Source organism: Streptomyces sp. A5-4 (assembly GCF_051131715.1).
Lineage (GTDB): Bacteria > Actinomycetota > Actinomycetes > Streptomycetales > Streptomycetaceae > Streptomyces.
In genome coordinates, this window is record NZ_CP178591.1 from 3,944,546 (window position 1) to 3,970,116 (window position 25,571).

Genomic DNA, 25,571 nt, shown 5'->3' on the forward strand with positions numbered 1-25,571 from the left:
CGGAAATCATCCGTGTCTGGTCCCGAATGGTCCTGGCGCATGCCCCTTGACCTGCGCGATTCACGTACTGGAGTGGGAGATGGATGAGCAACTGTTCGGGCCCGCGCTCAAGGTGACTGCTGATCATCTGACCCGGGACGCGTATCTCTATGTCCGCCAGAGTTCGATCAAGCAGGTCCTGCACAACACCGAGTCGACGGTGCGGCAGTACGGGCTCAAGAGCCGGGCCATCGCGCTGGGCTGGCCCGCCGACCGGATCATCGTCATCGACACCGACCAGGGCCAGTCCGGCGCCACCGCCACCGACCGGGAGGGCTTCCAGCGTCTGGTCACCGAGGTCGGCATGGGCCACGCCGGAATCGTGCTCGGCCTGGAGGTATCCCGCCTCGCGCGCAACAACACCGACTGGCACAGGCTCCTGGAAATCTGCGCGATGTCCGGGACGCTGATCCTGGACGAGGACGGCCTCTACGACCCCTGTGATTTCAACGACCGGTTGCTGCTGGGTCTCAAAGGATCAATGTCAGAGGCGGAGTTGCACCTGCTCAAGGCACGTCTTCGGGGCGGACAGCTGTCCAAAGCCCGGCGCGGGGACCTGATCAGTCCTATTCCGATCGGCTTGGTCTACGACCCTTCGGGCAAGGTCGTACTCGACCCCGATGCCGCGATCGTCGCCGCGATCCGCGCGGTCTTCGACTACTTCGACGCCACCGGCTCGGCCACCGCTGTGGTGAAGGCGTTCAACCACGACGGTCTGCGACTGCCCCGGCGACTGAAGCACGGCCCGGACAAAGGGAAGGTCGTCTGGGCGCCGGCCGCGCATTCACGGATTCTGAAGATCCTGCACAACCCGCGCTATGCCGGAGCGTTCTTCTACGGCCGCTACCAGCACAAACGCAGCCCCGGCAGCGGGAAGAGCGGGCCACAGCTGCGACCACGCGAGGAGTGGATCGCGCTCTTCCCAGGCCACCACCCCGGCTTCATCACCTTCGAAAAGTACGAGGCCAACGAGGCCAAACTCGTCGCCAACGCCACCGCTCACGGGAAAGACCGACGGCACGGCCCGCCGCGCGAGGGCCCCGCCCTGCTGCAGGGCATCACGGTCTGCGGGATCTGCGGACGCCGCATGACCGTGCGCTACCACCAGCGCAAAGACCGTGTCGAGCCCGAGTACGTCTGCCAGGCCAGAGGCATCGAGCACGGCAACCCCGTCTGCCAGCGCGTTCACGGCGCCGGCGTCGACGCCGCCGTCGGACATCTGCTGGTACAGGCACTGACCCCGCTCGCGCTGGAGGCCGCCCTGGCCGTCGCCGAGGAACTGGCCACCCGCGCGGACGACGCCGACCGGCTGCGGGCCGCCACCGTCGAACGTGCCCGCTACCAAGCCGACTTGGCCCGGCGCCGCTATCTCGCGGTCGACCCGGACAACCGCCTGGTCGCCACCAGTCTGGAGGCCGACTGGAACGCCTGTCTGCGTGAACTCGCCGAGGCCACCGACACCTATGAGAAGACGAAAGCCTCCGGCATCGGCGCCCTGGATGACACTCAGCGGGCCCGAATCACCGCTCTGGCCAGCGACTTCCCGAAACTGTGGAACGACCCGGCCACCCCGGTGCGGGAACGCAAACGCCTGGTCAGGCTACTGATCACCGACGTCACCCTGGCCCGCGCCGAGCAGATCACCGCGCACGTCCGCCTCCGTGGCGGCCAGGAACACACCCTGACGATGCCCGTTCCGCTGGCGTCCTGGCAGATCCGCCAGACTCCACCGGAAGTCGTCACCGCCATCGATCAGCTCCTGGACGACCACACCGACGGCCAGATCGCCAAGATCCTCACCGACCGCGGCCACCTCAGCGGCAGCGGACACCCCCTCCAGGCCCGGATCATTCAGCACATCCGCACCGCCCACCGTCTCCTCAGCCACCCCCAACGACTGGCCGACCTGGGCATGGTCAGCCTGCGCGAGATCTCCCGCCGCCTGGAAGTACACCCCAAGACCGTCAAGAAGTGGCGCGACGACGGACTGCTGAGCGGCCGCCTGGCCAACGACAAGGGCGAGTACCTATACCACCTGCCCGACCCCGACTTCACCCGCCCCCGCACCGGCCGACCACCGGCCTACGAACTGGTCGACAACCCAACACCCGCCGCATCAACCGAAAGAGGCGCAGTATGAACCCCGAGGTTTGTCGGTCGGCGTGCGCGGCCTTGATCTTTGGACCGTGACGCCGAGACGTTCGCAGGCCCGGATGAAGGTGTCCGAGATGAACACCTTCCCGCCGTCGATGACGACGGTGTCCGGAACGATCACCGGCTTCGCGGCGGCCTGTTCCATCCGCGCGTCCACCTCCAGCAGCCGCCGGTGCGGCATCCGCGAGGCCGCCATGCGAAGCGAAGCGGACCAGCCCGGCCGCATCGGCTCGGGCACCAGCATCCGCGCCAGCAACAGCGAGGCGTCCACCGCCTTGGTGCCCACCGGCCGCAACACGGCCGCGCAGATCGTGCGGGAAGCGACATCGATCGCGATCGTGAGGTCCGCGCGGGCGGTGAGCCCGGAGTCCAGCACCACCATCACATCCAGCGGCGTGGAGTCGATCTGCACCTGTTCCCCGGGCCGGGCCGCGAACGTCGGCGTGAACGGCCCCTGGGGCCGGTTGGCGGTCTGCCGGCGGGTGACCGCCGAGCCGAAGGTATGCCGCCCGGTGGCCAGCGCGTCGACGAGCTTGTAGAAGGTGTTCTTGCTCGGCAGCGGCACCACCCCCGGCCCGTAGGTGGCCTCCACCATCTTCACCACCCGCCGGATCAGCCGCGAACGGGTCCCCGTCGAGATGTTCGTCTCCGCCTCGATGGCCTCCCGGACCGCCGCGACCAGCCGGGCATCCGACCGCCCGGTCGCCTCCACCAGCCGCACCGCCCGCTGGTCGACCAGCCCCCACACCCCCTGTTGGGCATAGCGCGACCGCTTGCCCTGCACGGTGCGAAGACTCACCCCCAGCTCAGCCGCCTTCGCCTCCGCCCGCTCCACCAGCGAACAAACCGCCGGGTCGTACTCGGGCCGTGGCAAAACACCCGGCCCGGCACCGGGTGGCAGCCCGGTCTCGACCTCCACCACGTGGCCTTCCCACTCCCGGGCCGCCGCCTGCACCGCTTCCGGCAGCGTCGCCAGCAGCCCGAACGGTTCCAGCGCGGGCAATGGCTCGGTGCCGGTGACCGAGAACCCTGGCGAGGCCATCAGATACGAGGCCAGCACCACCGACTCCGTCCCGCCGGCCGAGCGCAGCCGCACTGACGTCCCCACCAGAGCCACCACCTGGTGGTCACCGTCATCGAAGGTCACCCAGTCGCCGGGCCGCAGCACCGACGTCCTCTCACCGGCCATCAGCCCACCCCCAGTGACACGACCGATTCGGCGTGCAGCGGCGCCGCCACATCCACCACCAGCTCGTGCAGCCACAACAGGTGGAACAGCACCGGCAGCACCGCGATCGGGTCCCCCACCATCACGGCGCCGTCCACCAGCGGCAGCGGCTCGGCGAACACCTCCCGCAGCCCGGAGGCGACCGGCTCCACCAGGTGCCGGGGATGCCGGTAGCCCGCCAGCCACCGCACATTGCCGACCACGATCTCGTCAGGGGCTCCCACCAGCCGGAATTCCCACCCCACCTGGTCACAGGCGGCCTGCGTCGCCTCGAACTTCATCCAGTCCCTCGGCTTGCGGCGGTCCGCGGGACGGCAGTCGATCACGATCGCCGTACCGTCGTCGCGGCGTGCGAAGTAATCCGGCGCATGCGAGATGCCCTTGCCCGTCTCCGCCGCCCAGAACAGCCAGAACGGCTGCGAGGACACCCCCACCACCGACGGGTCGAAGTCCAGCAGCATCACGTGATCGCGCTCAAGCCACGACTCGTACCCGATGTGCCCGCCGGCGGTCGACGACCACCACAGGCCCGGCAGATGCCGCTGGCCCTTGTACGACTTGAACTCGCGTACCGGCACCGCGTCCTCGAACCGCACCGACCACACATCCGCCAGCGGGCGCCGGAACTCCGACCCGCCCGGGTCGATGTACCCGACCTCGAACCCCTCCGGTGGCGGCCCTGTCACCCCGCCCGGAACCACACCCAACGCATGAACCACAGACAGCTAACCCCACACCCAGATGCAAGGTCACGCTGACCTATGCAAGATCACATGCAGATTAAAGCTGACCTATGCAAAGTTCACCGCTACAGGACACGAGTGACCGAGGTTTCCCCTCGTTGATCATGATCTTGAATTTCGAGGACCAAGGTATCGTCACTTCGTGACGATACAATCAGCCAAGACGACCGAATCTGACCGGATGAGAGCGGGGGGTGAGCGGGCCGATGGGGTGGGTGACCATGATCGGCCCGTCCGACGAGCAGGTTGAGTACCGCCTTACCGGCGGCCACGGATGCGGGAAGTCCGTAGCGGTCGACGCGGCCCCTCTCGTCGCCGCCATCGAGGCCAAGGCCGAAGCCGCCGGTGCCCCCGTCGCCTCCCTTCTCGCCAACCGCGAGGCCAAGCGCGCCTTCTTCCGCGCCCGCGGACTCCTCCGCAGCAAGGGCACGGCGCGGTTCACCGGGTTCGACGCCGTCGAAGTCGCCGCCGCAGCCGGGCTCGACGCCCGCGACCTCTACGGCGAACAGGCCCTTCCCCCACGGCCCGCCGACGGACAGGTGGACTACCACCTGGACGCCAGCGAACGCCCCCTGGTCTGGATCGGAAACGGTCTCACCGAGTTCGACATCACCCCCGGCAGCGTCCTCGCCCCCGAGCAGTTCCCGGCCGCCCGGCGCCTCATGCACGGCGAAGACCCCCGGGCCGGGCAGACCCTCGTGGAACCCAAGCTGGCCATCGCGCCGGCCGCCAAGCTCCCCGCCGCCCCACTGGCCCGCGCCATCCGCCGCGCCGCCGCCGAACGCAGCGTGAACCCCGCCTCGCTGCTGGACTCCAAGCGTAAGCAGGACGCCTTCCGCCGGATGGAGAGCCAGCTCAAGCGGTTCGGGGAGTCGCACCGCGTCCCCGTCTCGACGGTGCTGAAGCTCGCCGACGCCGTCGGCATCGACGCAGTCGACCTCTACGGCGAGGACGTGGTGGAGAAGGCCGTGGCCGCCGAGGCGGGCGGCCACTTGGACGCCCGTGCGCTCCTGCGCGCGGTCGAGGTCCGCGCCACCGAGACCGGACAGCAGCCCGCCGACCTGTTCGACGCCGCGTCCATGAAGCGCCGGTACGTCCAGACCGAGGGCGAAGGTGCACGTCGTCTTCGGGATCTACCGATGGACGTGCGTGAAGCCGTCGCGATGGCCAAGGCAGCGGGACTCGCGCCCGAGGACGTGTGGGACGCTGAGGAGATCAAGGCCGCTCTCCTCGAAGGCCGCGTGCAGGTCGGCAACTTCGGTGCCGACGTCACCTTGGACTTGGCGAAGTCGAAGTCCGCTTTCCTCGCCTACGCGCCCGAGGAGATCGCCGCCCAGGTCGAGGGCATCTACACGGCCGCCGGCCGGGAGTCCATCGGCGCCCTGGAACGGTGGACGGCGTACGCCATGCGCGGTCACCACGGCGACGGCGACGAAGCGGAGACCGTGACGACGAGCGGGTTCTCCGGCTGGATGATGGTCCACCGCGCCGCCCGCCCTGTGGACGGCGCCCCGTACGGTGACCCCCACTTCCACCTGCACTTCACCCTGGCCAACATGGTCAAGGGCAACGACGGCAAGTGGTCCACGATGGCCAGCGGGGGCCGCGACCTCCACCGGCACACCCGCGCGACCCAGTCCCTTATGAACGCCCGCATCCGCCGGGAGCTGACCGACACGTTCGGCATCAGCTTCCGCCGAGAGGAGCGGACCGGCGCGTGGGAGATCGCAGCGATCCCCGAGTCCACCATCAAGCTCTTCAGCAAGCGCGACAGCCAGGTCCGGGAACTGCTGACGAAACTCGGCATCGACTACGACAGCGCCACGACCCGGGAGCGCACCGCCGCCTCCACCGCGTCCAAGGCGGCGAAGAACGGCGAGGCCGCCGGAGTCGAGGACGACGTACTGCGCGCCTACTGGCAGGCCGAAGGCCGCGCTGCCGGTGACGACCCCGACGCCATCGCAGCCAGCGCGATGGAGCGGGACCGAGCGGACCAGAACCCGTCTCTGGACGAGCTGTGCGCCCAGGTCTTCGACCCCAAGACCGGCCTGACCAGCCACTCCAAGGACTTCACCCACGCCGCCGCCATCGCCGCCGTGCTGGACGCCCTCCCGTACGGCGTCGCGGACGCCGCGGAAGCCGAACAGCTCACCGCTTCCGTCCTCCGGCACGTCGGGTACGCGGTCCAGCTCAACCCGAAGGGTGCCCAGCACTTCACGCACGCCGACCGGTACACCACGGCGGATGTCGTGGCGGCGGAAGCTCTGATCGTCTCCGAGGCAACGAACCGGCTCGGCACTCAGGCCGCCGTCGTCAGCAACGACACGGTCGACATGGCCTTGTCCACCGTCGAGGCCCAGCACGGTGGCACCTTCGCGTTCTCCGACGAACAGCGTGCCGTTCTCGAACGGCTGCTTACGGCCGGGCACGGAATCGACGCCGTGGTGGGCATCGCGGGATCGGGCAAGACCACGATCATGGACACTGCCCGGCAGGCGTGGGGGGCCCACGGTCTCGTCATCGCCGGCGCGAGTACAGCCGCCGTCGCCGCCGCGAACTTGCGGGCCGAGGCGGGCATCGAGTCCCGCACCCTCGCATCCTGGCTCACCGGCATCCGTGCCGGTGGCACCGGCCTCACCGGCGTGGACGTGTTGGTGGTGGACGAGGCCGCGATGTGCGATGACCGCGATATCGCCGAACTCCTCACCCACGCCGCGGAAACCGGGACGAAGATCGTCGGCATCGGTGACCCCAAGCAGCTCCACTCGCCTGGCATCGGCGGCAGCTTCGCCGCCGTGCACCACATCGTCGGCGGGCTCACCCTCGGCCAAAACTTCCGCCAGAAGGACATGGTCGAACGCCGGGCCCTGGAGCTGTGGCGCGACGACAACCGCGTGGAAGCCCTCCGTACCTTCGCCGGAACCGGCCGCGTGCACGCCCTCGCGGACAGGGACGCCACCCTCGCGGCGATGCTCACCATCTGGGCCGACAAGCGCGCCGCGCACACCGACGACCACACCGCCGTGCAGCAGCTCCTCATGCTCGCCGCGACCAACGAGATCGTGGAGGAACTGAACGTCGGGGCCCGCGCCCTGCGGAAGGAGAACGGCGACCTCACCGGTCCCGAGCACGTCTACGCGCTGCCCGGCGGTGGCGAGCTGACCCTGTCCGTCGGTGACCAGGTCCTCCTTCGGATCAACGACTACCGGGGGAAGAAGAGCCGAGGCGCGAGCGAAGACGTCCTGAACGGCTACCGCGGAATCGTGCGCGCCGTGGACGAGGAACGCCGGGTGTTGGTCGAGTGGCGCGAGAAGACCGCCGACGGCCACCGTGACGTTGCCGAATGGGTTGACGCCGACTACATCGCGCAGGGCGGACTCAGCCTCGGATACGCGATCACTGGCCACAAGTCGCAGGGGCTCAGCGTCCAAGAGGCCCTGGTCTATGGCCCCGGAGCCCAGGCGAACGCGCTCTACACGATGATGAGCCGCGACAAGAAGGAGTCCCACCTCTTCCTGCCGCTCTCGGTCTACGAGACCGACGCCGACCGCGCCCGCAGCGGCGACGCCGTCACCGAGCAGGAGCAGCTTGACCGTGCTGTCGCGGGCCTCATCCGCGAGATCGAGAACGGCACCGAGGAGCGCATGATCCTCACCGAACTCCCGAAGAACGCGGTCCCTGCCCACGTCCGCCAGGCCGTAGCGGATCTGCCGATCCCGCGTGGCCCTGGTGCGGGAGAACTGCATGATGCGGACGCCCCCGGAGAAGCCGCAGAGCCCGAGGCCCGATCTACCCCCGCCACGGCCGGGCGCCACGAGGAGCTGACCACTCCTCCTGAAGCCGCGCCGTCGGCTGAGCGTCCGTACGCCCACCTCAGTAATTCAGCCCTGCGCGACGCTGAGCGCAAGGCGGTCACGGCAGCGCGCGCCACCGGCACGGCGGCCGGGAAGGCGGAGGCCGCCGCCGATCGTGCCGAACGGGAGGCTGCTGCGGGATCAGGCCCCAACTCGCTCGCGCTCCAACGCCGTCATCAGGACGTTGCCGAACGGGCCGTGGCCATTCGCGAAGTCCGAGCGCTGGGCGGCACGATCGCTGATCGCACCGCCCGACTGAACGGCACGCAGGCCGGTATCGAAGATCTCGAACAGCAGCTGGCCGCGACGGGCCGTTTCGGGCGCTCGGCGCTCCGCGGTGACGAGCGTGCTGCGGTTGAGGCGGACCGCAAGGCACTACTTCGTACCCGTGAGGAGACCGGACAGGAGCTGGAGCAGATGAATACGCGGCTCCAGGAAGTTGCCGGGCAGGCCGGACCCGTCAGTGAACACGAAGCTGTGCTTACGGAAGCGGGCATGCCTCAACAGGAGAAGGCCGCGCTGCTTCGGCGGGCCAAGACCAAGGACAACGAGGCAGCCAAGCAGCTTCGGGCCGAGGCCATCAAGGCTCGCAGCACTGCTCGCGGCGCGGACCATCGAGTGTCTGGCCTTCAGAAGGAGGCGAGCCTGCGAACCCAGCGCGGGGGTCAGCACGTCGAAGCTGATGGGTCCGTAGCACCGTCACCTGCGACACCCGAGTCCTCGTACGCCAACCGAACCGCGATGGACTACACACAGCCCGGCCCACCGCCGGACAGCGCTCAGGACGCACCGCCCGTGTAGAAGGTGCCTGAAACTGCCTAGGTCGGCGGAGCGAAGGCCGCGTTGTCGGGCATCCGGACGCGGAACACGTCGGGGATGGTGCCCATGAGCCAGAGCCGGCGTGTCACGTGCACAGTGCCTGTCGGATCGTCCAGCAGGACGTAGCGGGACTCCTCGTCTCCTACGTAGCCGATCTCGGGCGGGAACCCTTGTTCCTCGGTCCACGACAGGTAATGGACGCCGTCGATCCGAAGGGCACGACGGCCGTCCGGGTCTTGGTCGCCGAGCATCGTGTACCCCAGGCACATCAGCCAGAAGTCACACGAGCTGCACACCCGATACGCAGCCATCCGCGCGCCGACACCTCGGATCTGCCGGTCTGTCCCCTTGTTCGGGCACAACTTGCACTGAAACAACTGGTACACCTCGGGTGTACGGGCCCGCCTCATGCGCCGGAGGCGGCGGGCCTGCGCCGGACATGCTTGCACCGGACACCGCGCTCGATGTCCTGGAGCGAGGGTTTACGGGACGCCCCGCAGTCGGTGCACTCGCTCGGCCAAGGCATCGAGCGGGCACCGGGGTAAGGCCCCTTCGGCTCGTAGCCGGCCGCACGCATCACCTCCGTGGCCTCCCGCTCATCGGCGGTGACCTGGGTGGTGGGCGGGGGCCCAGAGACGGGCGGCGGGAGCTCGAAGCTCTGTGGGTGTCCCCCGAACAGCAATCCGAGGCTCACCCATTGCTTGTGCCGCGATGGAACGGTCATGGCAAGTCCTATCTCGCACGACTATGGGTCGCTTCGCCTGGGCCTCCAGCTAGTGGCCCCCTGCGGTTCACACGGCTCGCGGCCGACCTATGTCCCGCTTTCCTGGTGCAGGATTGCCGCCCTCGCTGCCCAGGCCAAGACGCTCTGTCCCCGCATGGACAGTCCAAGCCGGTTCCAGTGAAAGATCACGTGATAGCTGAGCACCTGCCTCAGCCCCCGGTCGAGTGTCCCGTCCTGTACGGCACGGCGGAGTTCCTGCCCCGTGCTGCGGAAGGCGGCGGCCCAGTCGGCGACGGGTTCCAACAGCCCGCCGGGGCGCAGCAGGACATCACTGTCGGCGAAGAGCAGTGGCCGGATCTCCTGCGCGCGGGCGTCGAGCCGGTCTGCCGGGACGTCGCTGACGGCCGATCGGTGCTCTTCCGTGATGACGCGGTGCCACACGTCACCTTGCTCGTACCACTCCAGGCCCGCGGCGCGCATCATGATCGTGCAGAGGAGAACGGACAGCTCGCGCGGTCCCACGGCTAGGTCCCCGCGCTGCCTTAGTTGCTGCGCCTCGCGGCTGTCGGTGACGAACAGCGCGTGCGCGGCCGTCATGCTGACCGTGCCCCCGAACGCTGCGGTCTCCGGCTCGTAGATCCCGGGCCACCACCGTTGCAGATGCCCGTCGGAGACGAGACGGTTGAAGCCGTCGCCGAGGGTCAGTTTGGTTCCGGCCTCGGGCTGTAGACGAAGGCGTAGGCGCCAGCAGGGGTGCTTGCGGGTGTACCACCAGCCGCTCATGAGACCCGCGGCCTCTGCTTCCCGAAGCGCGGGGAGCACGTGCGTGGTGAAGGTGGTGTCGGCGTTCGTCCAGTCGGTGAAGTGGAGGTACACCTGCCACCAGTCGGTGGCGGCGGCGTAGCGGGCCAGGGCCCCCCGGCCGGCTTGGTCGTAGACCGCCACGGCGTCGGACAGGATCGTCGGTTCCATCGCGTACTGGGCTGCGACCTCGGGGATCGGCAGGCCGGTGAGGGCAGCGGAGACCGCGCGCTGGATCGCGGTCGGCTCCGTCAAGATCAGTTGATCAAGAGACATGCGTCCCATCCGGAGATCGGGGCCTGCTGTGAGGCGTAGGTGGTGAGGGCGAGCGCGGTACCGGCGTCGCCGTTGATCAGGCCGGACTCGGGAAGGTCCGGCTGGGCGTTCGCTGCGAGGGTGTCGCCGAGGCGCTTCGGGAGGGCCTGAAGGCGGGGGTCGCGGGCATCGGCAGCGGCGCGGGTTGCGGTCTGGTAGATGCCTGCCCAACCGTGGCACAGACCCGAGTCGGTGACGTGGGCGAGCTGTTTGGGGTCGGTCAGGGCGCGGTACAGGGCGTCCTCGTAGAACGCCTGGACGTCGGGGGCACGCAAGGCGAGCCCGGCGAGTTGCCCGGCCCGTGCGATGCCCGTGGTTCCGTAGCACCAGCTCGGCCGGGTGGGAGCGTCGTGGTGCGGGTGCCCGAGGTCGAGATCGCGGCGCGAGATGTGCTCGGGCCACCAGGGACCGGAGGGACTGAGCTGGCACCAGGCGTCAAGGTGTTCGCAGATGCTCCAGATGGCTTCGCGGTGGCCGCTGACGGCGATGCCGCGGCGCATGGCCTGGGCCAGCAGGAGGAGCGGGCCGGTGATGCCGTGGGCGGCGCCGAAGTTGCCGTGGCCGCCCGGGAAGTGGGGGGACTCGCCACGGGCCGGGTCGTGGCGGACCCACCAGCCCGGCAGGCCGCGGCCGTCGGGGACAAGGGGGCGGGTCAGGGCAACGAGGTACTTCAGGACTCGTTCCAGGGGGAGCCCTTCGGGGTCGGTCCGCAGGAGGTACGCCCCGATGCCGGTGAGTCCGTAGAAAAGGTCGTACTCGGCGAACGTGGGCAGGTCGCCCTTGCGGATGCGGGTGAGAGCGGCGTCCACGCGGCGGTGGGTCAGGTCGGTGATGTGCTGGTGCAGGGTCCGGCGCGCCGGTTCGTACAGGTGCTGGAAGGACGGCGGGACGGTGGTGAGGACGAAGCCGAGGGCCGGGGCGCCGAGGAACAGTCCGGCGGTGTCGGCCGCGCTGATGTGCCCGGCTGCTGCGGCAGTGATCCATCGGTGGGCGGGGCGCCAGGAGCCGCCGTGACGGCTGGCCATCTCGATGTGCAGCAGGCTGATTCCGGCGGCGCCGTCGGCGAGGGACTGCACCGCCCAAGGCTTGTCCGGGGGCGGCGGAGCGGGTTGTGCGAGGTGGGCGGTGTACTGCTCCAGGATCGTCGCGGTGGTGGCGGCCGGCGCGGTCATCGGGCCGCCATACGGTGCTGAAGGGCCGCGGTCCGTACGAGCCGGATCGTGGTCTCCTCGGCGCGCGGGTCGACGCCCAGAGCCCGGACGTGGTGCTGGTGCAATAGCGACCGGGCGAGGCCGAGGGGATCACGCTGGCCGGTCAAGGCGTTCCGGTAGGTGTCCACGGCGGCGGCGCGGGCCCGCCATGCTTCGGCGACCGCAGGGCCGCCGGGGAGGGCCGCGAGCGCGGAGACGCCGTCCGGAGCGGCGAGTTCGAGCACCTGGGTACGCAGGGCCCGGTTCAGTCGCCCCGTGCTCTGGGGGAGTTTGCGCACCAACCACTCCTCGGCCGCCGCGTTGTTCGGCGCCAGGGGGGTGACGAGGTGCAGGGCGCTGGCCGCGGCGAGGGCCTGCGGGGCGAAGGCGTCAGTGCGCTCGGTGAGCTGGATCTGCGCGAGGGCGGCGGCGGAGTCTGCGGCGAACACCTGGTGCGCGGCGTCCATGGCTGCCTCGCTGCCGAAGCGCCCGGTCTGCGGCTGGTAGGGAGCCAGGACGAGCCCGGCCGCCAGACCGGTCCCGTGCAGGTTGTCCGCCCAGGTACGAACGTGTTGGGCGGCGGCCCCGTATGCGTCCGGCGGCAGGTGCAGCGTGAGGTCGAGGTGCTGGTCGGCGTCCGGACGGGCCATCTCCCGGTGCCGGGTGAACCACCAGACCGGCGGGGTGTCGCCGAACGCGGAGAGGAGGCTGGGCAGGTGGCGGCTCAGGATCTCGTCGTAGCGGCGCGGGTGGGCGTGGAGCTGCGCGAGCAGGACGTCACCGGCGCCCGGAAGGTGCCGCCCGGGGGTGGGCGGGGCGGCGGGGCGCGGCCGTGACACATCGGCGGTGTCCAGCTGCAACCGGCCCAGAGAGAGCCAGATCTCGTGTGCCCGTCCGATCCAGCCGTGGGCGTCTGCGTCCGGGACTTCGCGCAGCTCAAGACGCCGGGCGTTGTCGAGGTGGGCGCGTAGGGCCCGGCGGTGGACCGGATGGGACAGGTCGAGGGGGAGGCGCTGGTCGTACTCGATGATGGCAACCTGCATGGGGACCCGCAGCCGGTCCCGCCAGGCGGTGAAGGCGCTCTCCCACTCCTCGGTCGAGGCTTTGCGGCCGGGCAGGTCGGCGGCCATCAGCAACCATCGGGCCTGCGTGAGGATGGTGCGGCGGTAGCGCACGCGCGGGAGGAACGGGAGCCGAGCGCCGGCGCCGAAGTCGAACGGCTTGTAGGCGGCGTACCGCCCGTTGGCCACTTCGGCGAGGAACCGGGCCAGTGGTGGTGTCTGTGTCCCGCCTTCCAGGGCGTGCAGAACCCGCACGTCGATGCGCCGGCCGGTGGAGAGCTGCACGAGGTGGAAGCTGCGCGGGCCCGCGGTGACGGCGATGTCAGCGAGAGGGATCGTCGTCTCGTCCGTCTCTTGGTGGCCGGACAGCTCGATGACGTGCGGCAGCAGCCGCGGCGTACGGGTGACGTTCTCGTTGCGGTGGCGGCGCGGCGGGAACACGAGCTGCGCCGTGAGGGCGTCCGGCGCCCCGTGGTACGTGGCGGCGAGCGCGTCCTGATGCTCGGGCGGCAGGACGTGGGCGAACCGGCCGGCCATGCTGCTGCCGGGGCGGGGGACTGCGGTGAGGAGGACATCGAAGGTGCCGCTGGACAGTGCCCGGGTGCTGGGTGAGTGGACTTCGAAGGCGGCCTCCACCCGGGGTACGAACAGCCGCTCGTCCTCTCCGGCGGCCTTCTCCAAGGCGTCGACTATGTCGTCCGTCAGCCGCAGTTCATCGCGGCCGTCCAGGAGGACTTGCTGCATCAGCGCGAGCAGCAGTTCATCGCGGTCGGTGCGCACCTTCAGGGCGGCGCCGCGTTCGGAGCCGACGTATCCGGCGGGCAGGCCAAGGCCGCTGTCGGCGACCAGGTCCATCACCGGCACCAGGGCCCCGACGCCGTACCGGGCCCGGAAGCGGCGGTGGTAGTCGCGCCAGTGCTGGTAGCCGTAGGGCTGCGGGGTGGTCCGGTAGAGGGCCGACACGGCTGCTTGCACTTCCGCGATCACGGACTGCGGGAGCTGGGTCTCGCAGTCGAGGGCGGTGTCAATGAGCAGCGGGGTCGGGGTGACGGTGGTGAGGGCGCGCATCCGCGCGGCGACGGCGCTCACGCTGGTGTCGGAAAGCGTCGGCTGGTGGGCAGACACGTCGTCGCGCAGCGCGTACAGCGCGTGGACCAGGTCCCGCACCTCGGGGACGTCGTCCGCCTGGTGCCGGTCCAGTTCGCGGCACAGGTGCTGAAAGCCGTCCACGGTGGTCATGGGCGCCCAGAGGCTGGTGATGAGGAACTGCTGCTCGACCAGGCTGGTGAGAAGGGCGTCGATCTTCTCCGGTGTGGCCTGCGGGAAGCGGTCGCGCAGGTGGCCGTGGAGGTCGCCGTAAGGGATGGGGGTGCGGGCCGCGTCCATGGCGGCGGCCACCGGCCGGGCGTTGCGGACGGATATCTCGACCGGGGCCAAGAGGACGGCGTGACCGTCGGAGGGCGGTCCCGGCGCCACGAGCCGGTCACCGCGGGCGCGGGCGGCGTTGTTGGCGACGAGCGGTAACCGCTTCAGCAACGCGGGGGTTCGCTGGAGCCGGAGAACCATGTCGGTGACCCATTCGGCGTCCGGCCGGATCATCGCGCGGTGCTTGTCGCGCCACCGCGCACTCGCCCGGGGCCCGACGGACACCGGGGCGATGCCGGCGAACAGGCCGAGCGGGGTCGGCCGGTGCTGCCACCGCAGGAGATAGGAAACCGTCGACAGCGCGGTGCGGCGGACGCGACGGGGCTCAGTCTGCCGGCCCCGGACGACGGCCTCGATGGCGTCGGACAGGACGGGGGTGGCCAGCTCCAGCGCGCTGCGGAAGTCCTCGCGCTGCCAGATGCGGTTCAGCCATCCGCGGGTGACGGCCACGTTGTCCAGGTCGAGGGTACGGGGGATGTCTGCCGGCCCGGGGCTGGTGGTGGCGCGCAACATCGCAACGCCTTGCCACTGGTATCCGGCGGCTGCTCGGGAAGCCATGAGGCCCTTCCATGAGGCGGCGCGGGGAGGGGAGAGGGGCCTGTGGGCCGGGCGAAGCGCTTCGCCCGGCCCACAGGTGAGGGGTCGGCCTGGATCAGGCCGGGTCCTCCGTGAAGGAACCGCAGGCGGAGGCACCGGTCGCGCAGGTGGTGCCGCAGCCGTCGCCCGTGGAGCACATGAGATGGCCGTACGAGTGCTCGGCGATGACGACCTTCACGTCCAGGGGCGCGAAGTCGTCGTCGTCCAGGCCCGCCAGCGGGGCGGGCGCGACCGGGGGCGGGGCGAGAGTGGCGCTCGTCATGATGTGCCCTTCTTCCTGTTGGGGTGGTGCGGGACGACCTGGCTCCCGGTGTTACGCCGAGGGCCAGGAGAGCGAGATCCGGCTGTGTACCTTGTCGATGACCCGGTCGGCCGGGATCTGGTCATCGGGGGTGCTGGCCGGATAGACCCGGATGACCGGGCTGGGGCCGCCGCGCCGGTTGGCCTCCCAGTCGCGGAGCACGTCGGCGATCCTGTCGGCGAACTGCTCCGCGTGCGGGCCGAGGGCGTGCACGCCGTACTCCAGGTGCTTGTTGTCCTCGGTGCGGCGGGTGACGAGGTAGGCGAAGGTGTCGTCCTCGACGGCCGCGAGGGCGAACCGCTTGTTCACCGGGGCGACCAGGCCCGTGTCCGAGTTCTCATCGACGGCCATCGTGCAGAAGCCCGGCAGGCTGATCGCCATCGCCATCTGGAGGGTGTCGATGAGTTCCTGGATGCGGACGGTGACGCCGGTCCACAGTTCGTGCCGCGGAAACGTGACGGCGTTGTCGAGCCGGTGCGGGTCGGCAGGCAGGCCGTCATCGAACTTGAGCCCGATCTCCGGGGTGCCGTTGACGAGGAGAAGTTCTTCCCGGTGGGCGTTCGAGCCCTGCATCGGGACGAAGCCGCAGATCCGCGCCGACTCGCTCTCCAGGTAGGGGCCGTGCTCGCCCTTGACCTGGGTAAAGGCGACCGACCGGGTCAAGCCCCGCATCCGCAAAGGGACGACGAGCCGGCCGCCCTGCTTGAGCTGCGCGGTCCAGGCCGGGGAGACGTCCCAGGCCCCAGCTGTCACCATGACGACGTCGACCTCACCGAGATCCGGGATGGGCTCGGCGGCGTCCGCGGTGACGACGTGCACCCGGCCGTAGCCGTGCTTGTCCAGGAGCCGTCGCGCGCGATCGGTGACGACGGGGTCGATGTCCACGGTGGCGACTTCACCGTCCTCACCGACGAGTTCGGCGAGGTAGGCCGCGTTCAGCCCGCCCGAGCCGATCTCCAGGACCCGCATCCCGGGCTTCACCTGGGCCTGCGCCAGCATCATGGCCTGGATCTGCGGCGCGGAGACGGAGCTGAGCTGTACGCCGTGCTCGTCCGTCTTGGTGATCACGGCGGCGTACGTGTCGTACGCCTTGTCCAGCGGCGTGTCGGCGGGGGTGAACTCGTGCCGGGGCACCTTGCGCATCACCGCTTCGATCTCCGGGGAGGAGATGTTGCCGTCCGCGCAGAGCTCGTCCACCACCTTGTTCCGCAGGCGGGTCGCCTCGTCGGGCTCGACGGTCGTGTTCGTCATGGACTTCCTTCGGTCGTTCGTGTTCGGGGGCGGGTAGGCCGGCACGCGTGCCGGGGGCCGGGAGGCTATCGGCGAAAGCTCTCCGTTCTCGTCGGACCGCCGAAGGTTGGCGGGTTCGTGCTGGACGGCGCGCGAAGGTCCGGCGCCGGTGGTGAGCCGCCCGGCGGTCCTGTCTGTACCACTCAGGAGAGCCGGGCGGCCGTCTAGGCGGCGGGCACAAGATCGTCCAGGTTGACGACCTTGTACTCCCGCAGTTCCCGTACGAGCTGGGAGGCCAGGAACATGCCGATCTGGGGATGGCGGTAAGGGATGGGGGAGTCCATGTCCGAGAGGGCCTGTAGGCCGTTCGCGCTCCACTGGTACGCGTGGCCGATCACGCCGTACAGCGGGAAACGGGTGGCGAGAAGCGCTACGTGGCCCCTTGCCCTGAGCCGTGGGCACCGGCCTGCCGCCATCCGGGCGTGCTCCAGACAGACCGGCGGCTGCGCGGTCTTCACTGGACCGTCGTAGCCCTCTTCACCCGCCGTTTCCAGGAAGAGGATGCCGTCGGTGCGCTTCAACTGGACGGTGCATACCTGGCACCGCAGCAGCGCCATCGTCACGCGTTGACGGTGCGGGTGAACCATCCGCCACCGTGGTGTCCCGCAGGGCTGCCCAAAGGTGTCGAGCGACATGGAGTAGCGGGCCCAGAGCACGTCCTTGAGGTCCCGGTCCGGCGGCAGCTCATCCACGTATCGGAGACGCGGCCGGCCGTCCGGCCCGCGGCCCATACGCAGGTTGAGGAACGAGTCGGCCTCTTCACCCTCCCGGGCGGTGATGTAGGGCACGACGGCCTCGGGAGCGGTGGTCACGCGGTGCTCCCGGCGGCGAGCGCGACCGGCCGGTGTGGAGCGACGATCTGGCCGTCCGGCAACAGCTCGCCGGTGTCCTCGAAGAGCAGCACCCCGTTGCACAGCAGGCTCCAGCCCTGTTCAGGGTGGGCCGCCGTGGGGCGGGCGGCCTCTCGGTCGGAAGCCTCGGCCGTGGGACACGGCGGGGTGTGCTGGCACATCGTACTCGTCGTCCTCTCAAGGCAGTGCGGGGAAGTCGGGCCCTCTTCGGCGACTACGAAGCCGTGGGGGAACACGGAGTGGAGGTTGCCGAAGAGGGTGTCTGTGGGCGTTCACGTACGAACGAGGTGATGGCGGACTCGCTGTAGCCGTAGAAGCGGCCGAAGACCGCGTCGTCCTCCCACCACTCGGGAGCGGGATCGCCCCACTCGACGGTGTGGCAGGTATCGCGGTACGGCGACCATCGGACGCGGAGGTCCGGAAACCCCCGCCGGTTCGTGAGAAGGTCGCGTGCCCCTATTGCCAGGGACAGCAGATCGAAGGACATGTATCCGCCGCGACGCGGGCCGCCGACCGGCACGGCAAGCAGTGGTGCCCGGAAGACGCGTACCGCGACAGCGTGAGCAAGGACCTCGGGCCGGGCAAGGCGGTCCCGGAAGTGCTCGAAGTCGTACGCCTCCTCGGCAGGGCAGAGGGAAGGGCCGAACGAACGCGCCGAAGCCTTGGTGGTCGTCAGCACTCAACCAGCCCCCTGACGATCCCGGCCTCTTCCAGAAGCTCGGCGAGATCGAGGGTGAGCCGCGCCAGCTTCCGAACGAGTCCGATGGTCTGTCCCGCGTCGCCTGCCACTACCTCGGCACGCAGCGTGCGGGCCTGTCCGATCAGAGCGGCGATGTCCGGGTGCTTCTCGTCGGCTTTGTCTCGCAAGGCGCGGGCTACAAGCAGCTTGAGCGCCATGAGGAAGCGCTGAGTAAGGGCATCGTTGTTGTAGTTGGGTAATGGGGCTCCGCCGGACGGGCCCGCGGCGTGGTGGCTGATCTCTTCCTCGCCGTGCAGGATGGTGTCGAGGTCGTCGTACACCTCGTTCCAATCCACGCTTGCCCACTCGCGCACTGCGCTCAGGTACCGCCGGGCCTCCTCCTCACCGTGTGGAGGAATCCAAGGGTTCGTGGGGATCGTCGGGTCCTTGACGCGGACCGGCATGGTCTCCGGGCTCGTCGTCTCGTCGCGTAATGCGGTGTTCGTCATCAGCACGCCACCAAACTCAGCTCGCACCACGTGGTGGCGCCGTTGTCGCTGACACCCCACGCGCCCTGTCTGTTTCGGGCGATCTCCCGCACGAGCACCAAGCCGCGACCGTGCTCGTCATCGTCCTCGGGGCACTGAGCAGTGGGGCGAGGTCCGGCCACGCCGTCATGGACACGGATGCGCAGGACGCCATCGCACACGTCGAGGGTCAGCCGGATTTGCCTGCCACCGCTGTGCACGATGGCGTTAGTGATCAGCTCAGAGACAACGAGGGTCGCGTCGTCGGCGAGGCAGGTCAGACCGCGGGAGGTGAGACGTTCGCGGGTCACGAGCCTCATGGCTCGGACGCGGGACTCGTCTACGGGAGGGGGACGCTCGCCCGGAGAGTGCTTGGTGATGGGGAAGCGCTCCTCCACCAGGCCGCCGGCACGGGTTGCGGTCGGGCGCTGCGACGCCGGGCCGATCACCGCTCCGTCCCGATCTGTGAGGCCCCGTCTTCCGGGGCGGCCCGGTCGTCGAGGGAAGCGAGCGGGCCCGTCCGGCGCTGCTGGCCGGGGACGTGCCGGAGCAGCGCGGCAAAAGCGGGCAACGGTGTGTTCGAGGCGTCCGCGAGGTTGCGGCGGCGCTCACGATCTGCGGGAGTTCGTGCGGTCATCGGTTGCCCCCTTCCGCGAACGGGAAGAGGGCACCGAGCCTGCTGTGCAAAGCAGCCGCTTCATCGGCCGTCAGGACCAGCGGAATGGTCGCGGGCTCCGCGGCCCCCTCGTGCAGGTCGAGGGGGACCGCGAAACGACCGGCCTCCGTGTGCGCGACCTCCGCCTCACGAGCAAGGCGGAGGTGGCGCTTGGCGGGCGGTAAGGGCGCCGCGCCAGCTTCCGTCTGAGCGTGACTTGTCGTCATGACCCGTAAACATAGGGCCACTTCAAAGCCCCACCCCTGAGAAAAAATCAGGGCTGAGTAACGCTCAGGGTTGGCATATGCCTATGCGGCGAGCCCGATGTGCTTCGCTACCGCACGCAGGTCGTCGCGCCACATCGGCTTCTCGCGCTTCAACAGGTCGGCCACCGCCTCCCTGACCAGGGGAGAGAACACGATCTCCTCCGGAGACTGCTTCAGCAGCTTGCCGAGGATGTGCACCGTCGCGTAGTCGTCTCGCTGGATGCGGTTGAGGTTCATTACCTCGATGAGGTACCGGGTCCGACGTTCGAGCGGGACCTCTTCGTTGACAAGGACGTGATCGGCGGCGCGGAGCGCTTCGCTGGTGTCGCCCTCCTCCGCCTTCAGGTGTACCTCGTGCATGGCGAAGTTGGTTGGCCCGAAGCACGTGTGCCAGTGATTGAGGTCGGCGCCGACCCGGTCCACGGCCCGCTTCGCTCCGTTGTACAGGTCCCACGCCCTCGGGCCCTTTGTAGCGCGCACGGCGGCTACAGCACCTTGCAGGTGCAGCGCGCCGTACGCGGACCAGTGCTCAGGGCCGGAGTCGTCATTCGGCCGGCACTGGGCGATGGTCTGCTGGGCGAGTTCGTAGCTGTCTTCCACATCTCCAGCGGAAGTGAGGACGCAGGCCAGGCTCCAGGCCGCAGCCGCGAGGAGGGCCGGGTCGCCGGCGTTGTCCGCGAGGGAGAGGCTGCGGTCCGCCGCAACGCGGGCGAGGGTCGGCTCACCGACGCGACGAAGCCAGATCTGGTGCAGGCCATAGAGGCTGATGAGCTGCCGGAGGACGGTGCCCTCCTGCTCAGGCGAGGCGTCGCGGAGAGCGGCGTGTCCCTGCCGCAGCAGGGTGGGCAGCCGCTCGCCGACGTCGCGGTACCGGTCATCAGCCTGCGTCTCGTAGACCTTCCAGGCATCCGTGACCGACGACTCGAAGTCGTCGGAGGTGACCGACCCGATCCGCTGCGGAAGGAGGGAGGCGGGCAGCGACAGGGCCTGTCGGATGAGCGGAACGTGCTTGTGCTCCGTGCCCGCCGTAACGATTCCGGACACGTAACCGCCCGTCAGGTCCTCCAGGCTGCATCGCAGCTGCTTACTCAGGGCGATCAGGATCGGAAGCCTGTCCAGGGGCATCCGATCATTCTCAATCTTGTAGACCCAGTTCTCTGACCTGCCGATTAGGTCTCCCAGCATCCTTTGGGACAAGCCCCGGCGCTCACGCCACCACTTGATCCGTTGGCCGATGCTGAACAACTCTCCGTCATACACCATGGGTTGACCGTTCGCCGTAGTGGACAGGGCACTCGTGTCAAGCGTAGGCCCACGTGCTTCGGGGAGAGGCGATACTGGGGGTCTCTCCCTCTGGGGAGGGTACTCAACGGTCCCCCTGTCGCCCTGCGGCCGGGGGACCGCGTACACGTATGAAAGATCGGCAAGGAGGCCGCTTTGCCAGCCCCATACCGTGGTCTGATCCTCGACTTCGGTGGTGTGCTCACCACTCGGATGCGACTGAACGGGCAGGCGTTCGAGAGGACGGAGGGATTGACTCCAGGCGCGTATTTCGCGGCGCTGAACGAGCATCCCGACGGCGTCGCGATCTACGCAGCGCTGGAGGTCGGTGAGGCCACCCAGGAGGACTGGAACCGCGTCATCGGCGGCATCCTCGGTATCGACTCCACTGACCTGATGCGGCGTGCACTGGCCAACCTTCACCCGGAGCCTCAGATCGTCGCCGCCGCGAAGCGCGCTCGCGCGGCAGGGATCAAGGTGGCCATGCTCAGCAACTCGTTCGGGATCGAGCCCTACAACCCGTACGAGGACAAGGGCATGTGGACGGACTTCTTCGATGCCGTGATCTTGTCGGAGCTGGAGGGCGTACGGAAGCCGTCGCCGCTCATCTATCAGCGCGCGCTTGACGCCCTAGACCTGACCGGTCCTGAGTGCGTCTTCGTTGATGACCACGCGGAGAACCTGCCGCCCGCCGAGACCCTGGGCATCCGCACCGTGCACCACACGACCGATCCCACCGGCACAGCTGCCATCCTCGACTCGCTTCTCCTCGACCCCGCTCCCGCTCCCGCCTGAACGAACAGAGCGAAACAGCTCGCCGGGGACGTTACGCCGGCCAACGAACGGCAGCAGCGTTCGAGGAACCCCAACTAGTAGGGCTTTGTTAGGTGCGTTGGTGTGGTTCGGGTTCTGGTGCGGGTTGGCCGCATATGGAGCAGGCGCCGGTCCAGGTGGCCAGGAGGGCCTGGAGCTCGCGGAGGACCGCGTAGAGGGTCAGGCCGGCGCAGAGGCTTTTGGGTCGAGCCTGAGCATGGTGCAGAACGCCTGGGCGAGGGAGGCGAGGGTGACGTGACGGTGCCAGCCGGGGAAGTTGCGGCCCTCGAAGTGGTCCAGGCCCAGGCCGTCCTTGAGCTCGCGGTAGTCGTGTTCGACGCGCCAGCGGATCTTGGCGATGCGGACCAGTTCACGCAGTGGGGTGTCGGCGGGGAGGGTGGAGAGCCAGTAGTCGGTGGGCTCGGCGGCGCCGGGCGGCCACTCGGCCAGCAGCCAGCACTCGGGCAGGGTGCCGTCGGCGGCGCGGCGGATCGTGCGGTTGGCCGGCCGCACTCGCAGCGCCAGGAACCGCGAGCGCATCTCGGCGCGGGGGTTGCGCTTCGTGGCCTTGCTTCCCTGGCGCCAGGTCACGGTTCGTGCCGCCGATCGCTCCGTGTCCAGGGCGAGTTGGCGCAGAGTGGTGTGCGGGGCGGGGTAGGCCCAACCGGGCGGGCGGCCCTGGCCGCTGTAGGGCGGGCGCTCGGGGGCGGCGTCGCCCGGGTAGGCGGTGGTGGTGCCCTTCACCGCGACGGCGTAGGCCAGGCCGCGCTCGGTCAGGCCCTCGCGAAAGCCCGTCGCATCCCCGTATCCGGCATCGGCGACCACCGGCAGGCCGGGCAGTTCCCACCCCTCGCGGACCTCGTCCAGCATGTCCAGGGCCAGGCGCCACTTCTCCTTGTGCCGCTCGCTGTCGGGGATGGCCGCCTTTGCGCGCCGGCGCTGGATCGCCCCGGTCAGCAGCGCATCGCCGGTGTTCTTGGTGTCGTCCCAGCTCTCGGGCAGAAACAGCCGCCAGTCGACCGCCGAGGAAGCGTGGTCGCTGACCAGGTTGACGCTGACCCCGATCTGGCAGTTGCCGCGCTTGCCCAACGCGCCGCAGTACATCCGCGCCACCCCCGGCGAGTCGTAGCCGTCCTTGGGGAAACCCACATCGTCGATGGCGTACGCCTCCGGCGAGATGTGAGCGGCAGCCCAACGAGCCAGCCTCTCCCGGACCGTGGCCCAGTCCCACGTCGATGAGGCCACGAACTGCTGGAGTTGCTGGTGGTCCACGCCCAGACGCTCGGCCATCGGCTGCATCGACTTGCGTTTGCCGTCCAGCATCAGCCCGCGCAAGTACAGCTCGCCCTTGGCCCGCTGATCCCGCCGCGCCAGAGAACCGAGCATCTCCGACGCGAACGCCTCCAAGCGCGGACGGACCGTCTCCATCTCCTCAGGTGTCACACCTGAAAGGACATCACAACCTACCGGCAGATGATCAATCGGGATACCTAACAAAGCCCTACTAGGGCTCCTCGAACGCTGAAGGACAGGTATGGGCTCTTGCTGGAGGGCGTTCTAGATTGCTGGGGACTCGGGCCCGTGGGGTTCACTCGGCCCTTCCCAAGCGGATACGCCCCCGTACGTAGGCCGCCTGGTCCTTGCAGGCTGATCATTTTCTTTCGCGCCCGCGTCGGGGGTGACCTCACCAGGTTCCCGAGCGGCGACCTTCGTGAACACCTGTTCCGCGCGATCCAGGGTCAACCGCATCGTGCCGTAAGGCCCCACGGCGTACCCGGTTCGGTGCCCGTGCAGGTGCAGTTCCTCTACTGCCTGAAGGCCGGCGTCAACCTCCGGCACGTCGTCCGGTGGGACGAGGGCGTGCAGTTCCTCCGCCCACTCCCAACCGAGATCACGAAGCACGGTCCGTGCTTCCTCCTGCTCCCAGCCGCTTCGCGCCACCAGCCCGTGACGAGGGTCCGTCGAGAAGACCATGTTCGGGTCCGTCATCATCCGGCCATCTCCTCGACTCGTCCCGCAGGTTCCGTCTCCTCGCCCTTGGCCGTGGGCCAGGCCGCGAGCTGGAAACGCGCCGGACGCTCGTCGTGCTTGCCGACGCGGCAATCGTCACCTGCCTTGCCCAACGTCTTGTTCATTCGGGTGAGGAAGCGGTCGTACTGCTCGTGCCAGATCACGGACGAGCCCGCCTCCATATACGCGTCTCCCCTGGCGAAAGCCAGGGCAGCGATCTCGTATGCCAGGCCCGCGTGCTTCACCCAGCAGGGCGGGATCACGTCCTGTGGCTGCCAGGCGTACGTCCGGTTCAGCCAGCGGCACACGGAATCGAGCCACGCCGGCATCGGCTCGATCAACTCGGCGGACAGGGCGCCGAGGTCCCACGGGGCGGGACCGTCGGCGGCCACGGACTCCTCCGTACTCCGCTCCGCGATGTAATCCAGGATCAATGCGGGCGGCTCGGGGAAGGGCTCGAAACGGGTCAGGGTCTCGGTCATGCGGCAGCCGCTCCTTCACGTCCGGCCCACGCCGCCGCGTGGGCCGTGGCCTGGTTCTTCCTCTCGGTGGCCCGCCGGGTCCGCTCGGCTTCGTTGGCGGCTCGAAGGTCACGGACGTGACCCTCGATCTCGGACCAGGAATCCCAGGTCCACATGCCGTCGAGCCGGGTGACGATCGGCGGGAGGTTGTCCGCGAGGACCAGAGCGTGCCCGGCGGGCAGACCCCTGATTTCATCTCCTCGAAGGACGGGTTCGAGCGCCATGTGCGTGGCCGTCGAGTGGCCACCGCGGTCCCCACCGGACGTGGTCTTCGTCGTGCGCTCTCGCTCGACCTGACCGCACAGGTCGGACATGTCCTTCAGGAAGTCGGGGTCCTTGTCCCCGGGCAGGACGATGACGTTGTTGGTGAAGGCCGCCAGCTCCTTGGCGGTGTCCTCGCCGAAGCGAGCACGAGCCGACGCCCACGCTTGGAGGCCGTAGACGACCGTGATACCACGGCCCCGGCCGTCGGCGACGCGTTGGCGGAGGGAGGGGATAGGCGCGATGTTCGGCGCCTCGTCCAAGGCCGCGAGGAGAGCGGGGTCGAGTCGCCCGGCCGGGGACGCGAGAGCGTGCGCCTCCGCGAGATCCAGAAGGTCTTCGGCTATCGCGGTGGTCAGCGGAGCGACGCTGTTCACCTCGCTGTCCTTGCCGAGGAGGTAGAGGGTGCCCCCGGCGTCGAGGAACGCGCCGAAGTCCGTGGGGTCCTCTCCGTCTCCCTGGAGGGCGTTGATCACCGACTGGTGCATGAAGGGTTCGAGGGCCGCGTCGAGGGTCGAGGCGGTGTTGCCGACGGTGCGGCTGTCGCCGGTGGTGGCCGTGCGGAGCATGTCCGCCCAGCCGGGGCCAGCGCCCGGGTGAGCGTTGAGGATGCCGAGGGGTGCCGGGTCGGTCAGTTTGCGCGCCCACCGCAGCACCCAGTCGAGGGAGGCGCCGTCGAGGGCGGCGGCGTGGAAGAAAGCAGCGAGGATCTTGGAAGCCTGCCCCTTGTAGAAGGCGCTGCCCTCGCTGGATTGTGCCGCACCGTTGGGGGTGCGCGAGCCCGCGACGAACGCCTTCCCACGCATCATCGCCACCTCCGTGTCGGCTGCGCCGTTGATCGGCGTCCACCGGAACTTCGGCAGGCTCGGTGCGATGTTCTGCGGGTCGAAGACCGCGACGGGCCGGCCGTCCCGCTGCCGCGCGTCGAGGGTGAGTTCGACCAGATCGGGCTTGGTCGAGGTGGCCAGGACCGGCCCGGCCCAGTTGCGGACGAGCGGGGCGAAGAACCTCATCGTCTTTCCGCTGCCCATCGGGCCGATGACCCGGCATGCCTTGTCGGCGCGGGACCAGAGGTCGACGCCCTTCGGGCGCTGCGAGGTACCCAATGAGTAGCCGAAATCGTGAGGATCGAGGGGGTGGGGCATGACGTACTCCGGAGCGAGGTG

At 69.3% G+C, this 25,571-nt stretch carries 23 protein-coding genes; 3 read left to right on the top strand and 20 right to left on the bottom strand.

Features of this window, described 5'->3' with window-relative positions:
- Positions 1-79: 79 nt before the first annotated feature.
- On the top strand, positions 80-2,179 hold the full coding sequence (locus ACLLJJ_RS18125) for a recombinase family protein (RefSeq protein WP_434592529.1): 2,100 nt from the start codon (positions 80-82) through the stop codon (positions 2,177-2,179).
- Here ACLLJJ_RS18125 and ACLLJJ_RS18130 read toward each other — a convergent pair.
- Together ACLLJJ_RS18130 and ACLLJJ_RS18135 are read right to left on the bottom strand one after the other, a co-directional pair.
- Entirely contained in the window at positions 2,156-3,382 is a 1,227-nt protein-coding gene (locus tag ACLLJJ_RS18130; protein ID WP_434592532.1) for an integrase catalytic domain-containing protein, read from the bottom strand. The genes ACLLJJ_RS18125 and ACLLJJ_RS18130 overlap by 24 nt on opposite strands.
- Positions 3,382-4,107, bottom strand: coding sequence for a TnsA-like heteromeric transposase endonuclease subunit (locus ACLLJJ_RS18135; protein ID WP_434592534.1), 726 nt, complete (start codon positions 4,105-4,107; stop codon positions 3,382-3,384). The genes ACLLJJ_RS18130 and ACLLJJ_RS18135 overlap by 1 nt, the downstream gene beginning before the upstream one ends.
- Positions 4,108-4,358: 251 nt before the next feature.
- Here ACLLJJ_RS18135 and mobF point away from each other — a divergent pair, with 251 nt between their 5' ends.
- Positions 4,359-8,819: a MobF family relaxase gene (gene mobF, locus ACLLJJ_RS18140; protein ID WP_434592537.1), complete on the top strand. Its 4,461-nt coding sequence runs from the start codon at positions 4,359-4,361 to the stop codon at positions 8,817-8,819.
- A 17-nt stretch (positions 8,820-8,836) separates the two neighbouring features.
- Here the strand turns inward: mobF and ACLLJJ_RS18145 are convergent, their stop codons facing one another.
- The 15 genes from ACLLJJ_RS18145 to ACLLJJ_RS18215 all read right to left on the bottom strand — a co-directional run bounded on the left by ACLLJJ_RS18145 (position 8,837) and on the right by ACLLJJ_RS18215 (position 20,782).
- Positions 8,837-9,148: a hypothetical protein gene (locus ACLLJJ_RS18145; protein WP_434592540.1), complete on the bottom strand. Its 312-nt coding sequence runs from the start codon at positions 9,146-9,148 to the stop codon at positions 8,837-8,839.
- 95 nt (positions 9,149-9,243) lie between these two features.
- Entirely contained in the window at positions 9,244-9,561 is a 318-nt protein-coding gene (locus ACLLJJ_RS18150) for a hypothetical protein (protein WP_434592541.1), read from the bottom strand.
- An 87-nt stretch (positions 9,562-9,648) separates the two neighbouring features.
- Positions 9,649-10,638, bottom strand: coding sequence for a thiopeptide-type bacteriocin biosynthesis protein (locus ACLLJJ_RS18155; protein WP_434592543.1), 990 nt, complete (start codon positions 10,636-10,638; stop codon positions 9,649-9,651).
- Complete coding sequence (locus tag ACLLJJ_RS18160) at positions 10,620-11,849, bottom strand: lanthionine synthetase C family protein (protein ID WP_434592545.1); 1,230 nt, start codon at positions 11,847-11,849, stop codon at positions 10,620-10,622. Before ACLLJJ_RS18160 ends, ACLLJJ_RS18155 begins: the two co-directional genes overlap by 19 nt.
- Positions 11,846-14,911 carry a lantibiotic dehydratase gene (locus tag ACLLJJ_RS18165; RefSeq protein WP_434592548.1) on the bottom strand — a complete coding sequence of 1,022 codons (3,066 nt, stop codon included), beginning with the start codon at positions 14,909-14,911 and terminating at the stop codon, positions 11,846-11,848. The genes ACLLJJ_RS18160 and ACLLJJ_RS18165 overlap by 4 nt, the downstream gene beginning before the upstream one ends.
- 94 nt (positions 14,912-15,005) lie before the next feature.
- The gene (gene fxlA / locus ACLLJJ_RS18170) at positions 15,006-15,212 is read right to left on the bottom strand and encodes an FxLD family lanthipeptide (RefSeq protein WP_250287672.1); all 207 of its coding nucleotides are present in this window, start codon (positions 15,210-15,212) and stop codon (positions 15,006-15,008) included.
- 51 nt (positions 15,213-15,263) lie between these two features.
- Positions 15,264-16,502, bottom strand: a complete 1,239-nt coding sequence (gene fxlM, locus ACLLJJ_RS18175) for a methyltransferase, FxLD system (RefSeq protein WP_434592551.1) — start codon at positions 16,500-16,502, stop codon at positions 15,264-15,266.
- Between the two features lie 203 nt (positions 16,503-16,705).
- A complete protein-coding gene (locus ACLLJJ_RS18180; RefSeq protein ID WP_283451054.1) occupies positions 16,706-17,353 on the bottom strand; it encodes a hypothetical protein in 648 nt (215 codons plus the stop codon).
- Positions 17,350-17,553, bottom strand: a complete 204-nt coding sequence (locus ACLLJJ_RS18185) for a DUF5999 family protein (RefSeq protein ID WP_248585344.1) — start codon at positions 17,551-17,553, stop codon at positions 17,350-17,352. Before ACLLJJ_RS18185 ends, ACLLJJ_RS18180 begins: the two co-directional genes overlap by 4 nt.
- Before the next feature lie 53 nt (positions 17,554-17,606).
- Positions 17,607-18,071 (bottom strand): DUF6302 family protein, encoded by a 465-nt coding sequence (locus ACLLJJ_RS18190; protein ID WP_214967256.1) that lies wholly within the window; start codon positions 18,069-18,071, stop codon positions 17,607-17,609.
- Positions 18,065-18,580, bottom strand: coding sequence for a DUF6415 family natural product biosynthesis protein (locus ACLLJJ_RS18195; protein ID WP_434600447.1), 516 nt, complete (start codon positions 18,578-18,580; stop codon positions 18,065-18,067). Before ACLLJJ_RS18195 ends, ACLLJJ_RS18190 begins: the two co-directional genes overlap by 7 nt.
- Entirely contained in the window at positions 18,580-18,996 is a 417-nt protein-coding gene (locus tag ACLLJJ_RS18200; protein ID WP_434600448.1) for an ATP-binding protein, read from the bottom strand. The genes ACLLJJ_RS18195 and ACLLJJ_RS18200 overlap by 1 nt, the downstream gene beginning before the upstream one ends.
- 47 nt (positions 18,997-19,043) lie before the next feature.
- Positions 19,044-19,235 carry a hypothetical protein gene (locus tag ACLLJJ_RS18205; RefSeq protein WP_434592554.1) on the bottom strand — a complete coding sequence of 64 codons (192 nt, stop codon included), beginning with the start codon at positions 19,233-19,235 and terminating at the stop codon, positions 19,044-19,046.
- Positions 19,232-19,480, bottom strand: a complete 249-nt coding sequence (locus ACLLJJ_RS18210; protein WP_434592557.1) for a hypothetical protein — start codon at positions 19,478-19,480, stop codon at positions 19,232-19,234. Before ACLLJJ_RS18210 ends, ACLLJJ_RS18205 begins: the two co-directional genes overlap by 4 nt.
- Positions 19,481-19,561: 81 nt before the next feature.
- Positions 19,562-20,782 carry a helix-turn-helix domain-containing protein gene (locus ACLLJJ_RS18215; protein ID WP_434592560.1) on the bottom strand — a complete coding sequence of 407 codons (1,221 nt, stop codon included), beginning with the start codon at positions 20,780-20,782 and terminating at the stop codon, positions 19,562-19,564.
- A gap of 174 nt (positions 20,783-20,956) precedes the next feature.
- On the opposite strand from ACLLJJ_RS18215, the gene ACLLJJ_RS18220 reads away from it, so the two are divergent.
- The gene (locus ACLLJJ_RS18220) at positions 20,957-21,595 is read left to right on the top strand and encodes an HAD-IA family hydrolase (protein WP_434592563.1); all 639 of its coding nucleotides are present in this window, start codon (positions 20,957-20,959) and stop codon (positions 21,593-21,595) included.
- 198 nt (positions 21,596-21,793) lie between these two features.
- On the opposite strand, the gene ACLLJJ_RS18225 is transcribed toward ACLLJJ_RS18220, so the two are convergent.
- From ACLLJJ_RS18225 to ACLLJJ_RS18235, 3 genes are all read right to left on the bottom strand, one after another.
- Complete coding sequence (locus ACLLJJ_RS18225) at positions 21,794-23,056, bottom strand: IS701 family transposase (RefSeq protein WP_434592565.1); 1,263 nt, start codon at positions 23,054-23,056, stop codon at positions 21,794-21,796.
- Positions 23,057-23,601: 545 nt separating this feature from the next.
- Positions 23,602-24,105, bottom strand: coding sequence for a hypothetical protein (locus tag ACLLJJ_RS18230; protein ID WP_434592568.1), 504 nt, complete (start codon positions 24,103-24,105; stop codon positions 23,602-23,604).
- Positions 24,102-25,550: a type IV secretory system conjugative DNA transfer family protein gene (locus tag ACLLJJ_RS18235; protein ID WP_434592571.1), complete on the bottom strand. Its 1,449-nt coding sequence runs from the start codon at positions 25,548-25,550 to the stop codon at positions 24,102-24,104. The genes ACLLJJ_RS18230 and ACLLJJ_RS18235 overlap by 4 nt, the downstream gene beginning before the upstream one ends.
- Between the last annotated feature and the right edge of the window lie 21 nt (positions 25,551-25,571).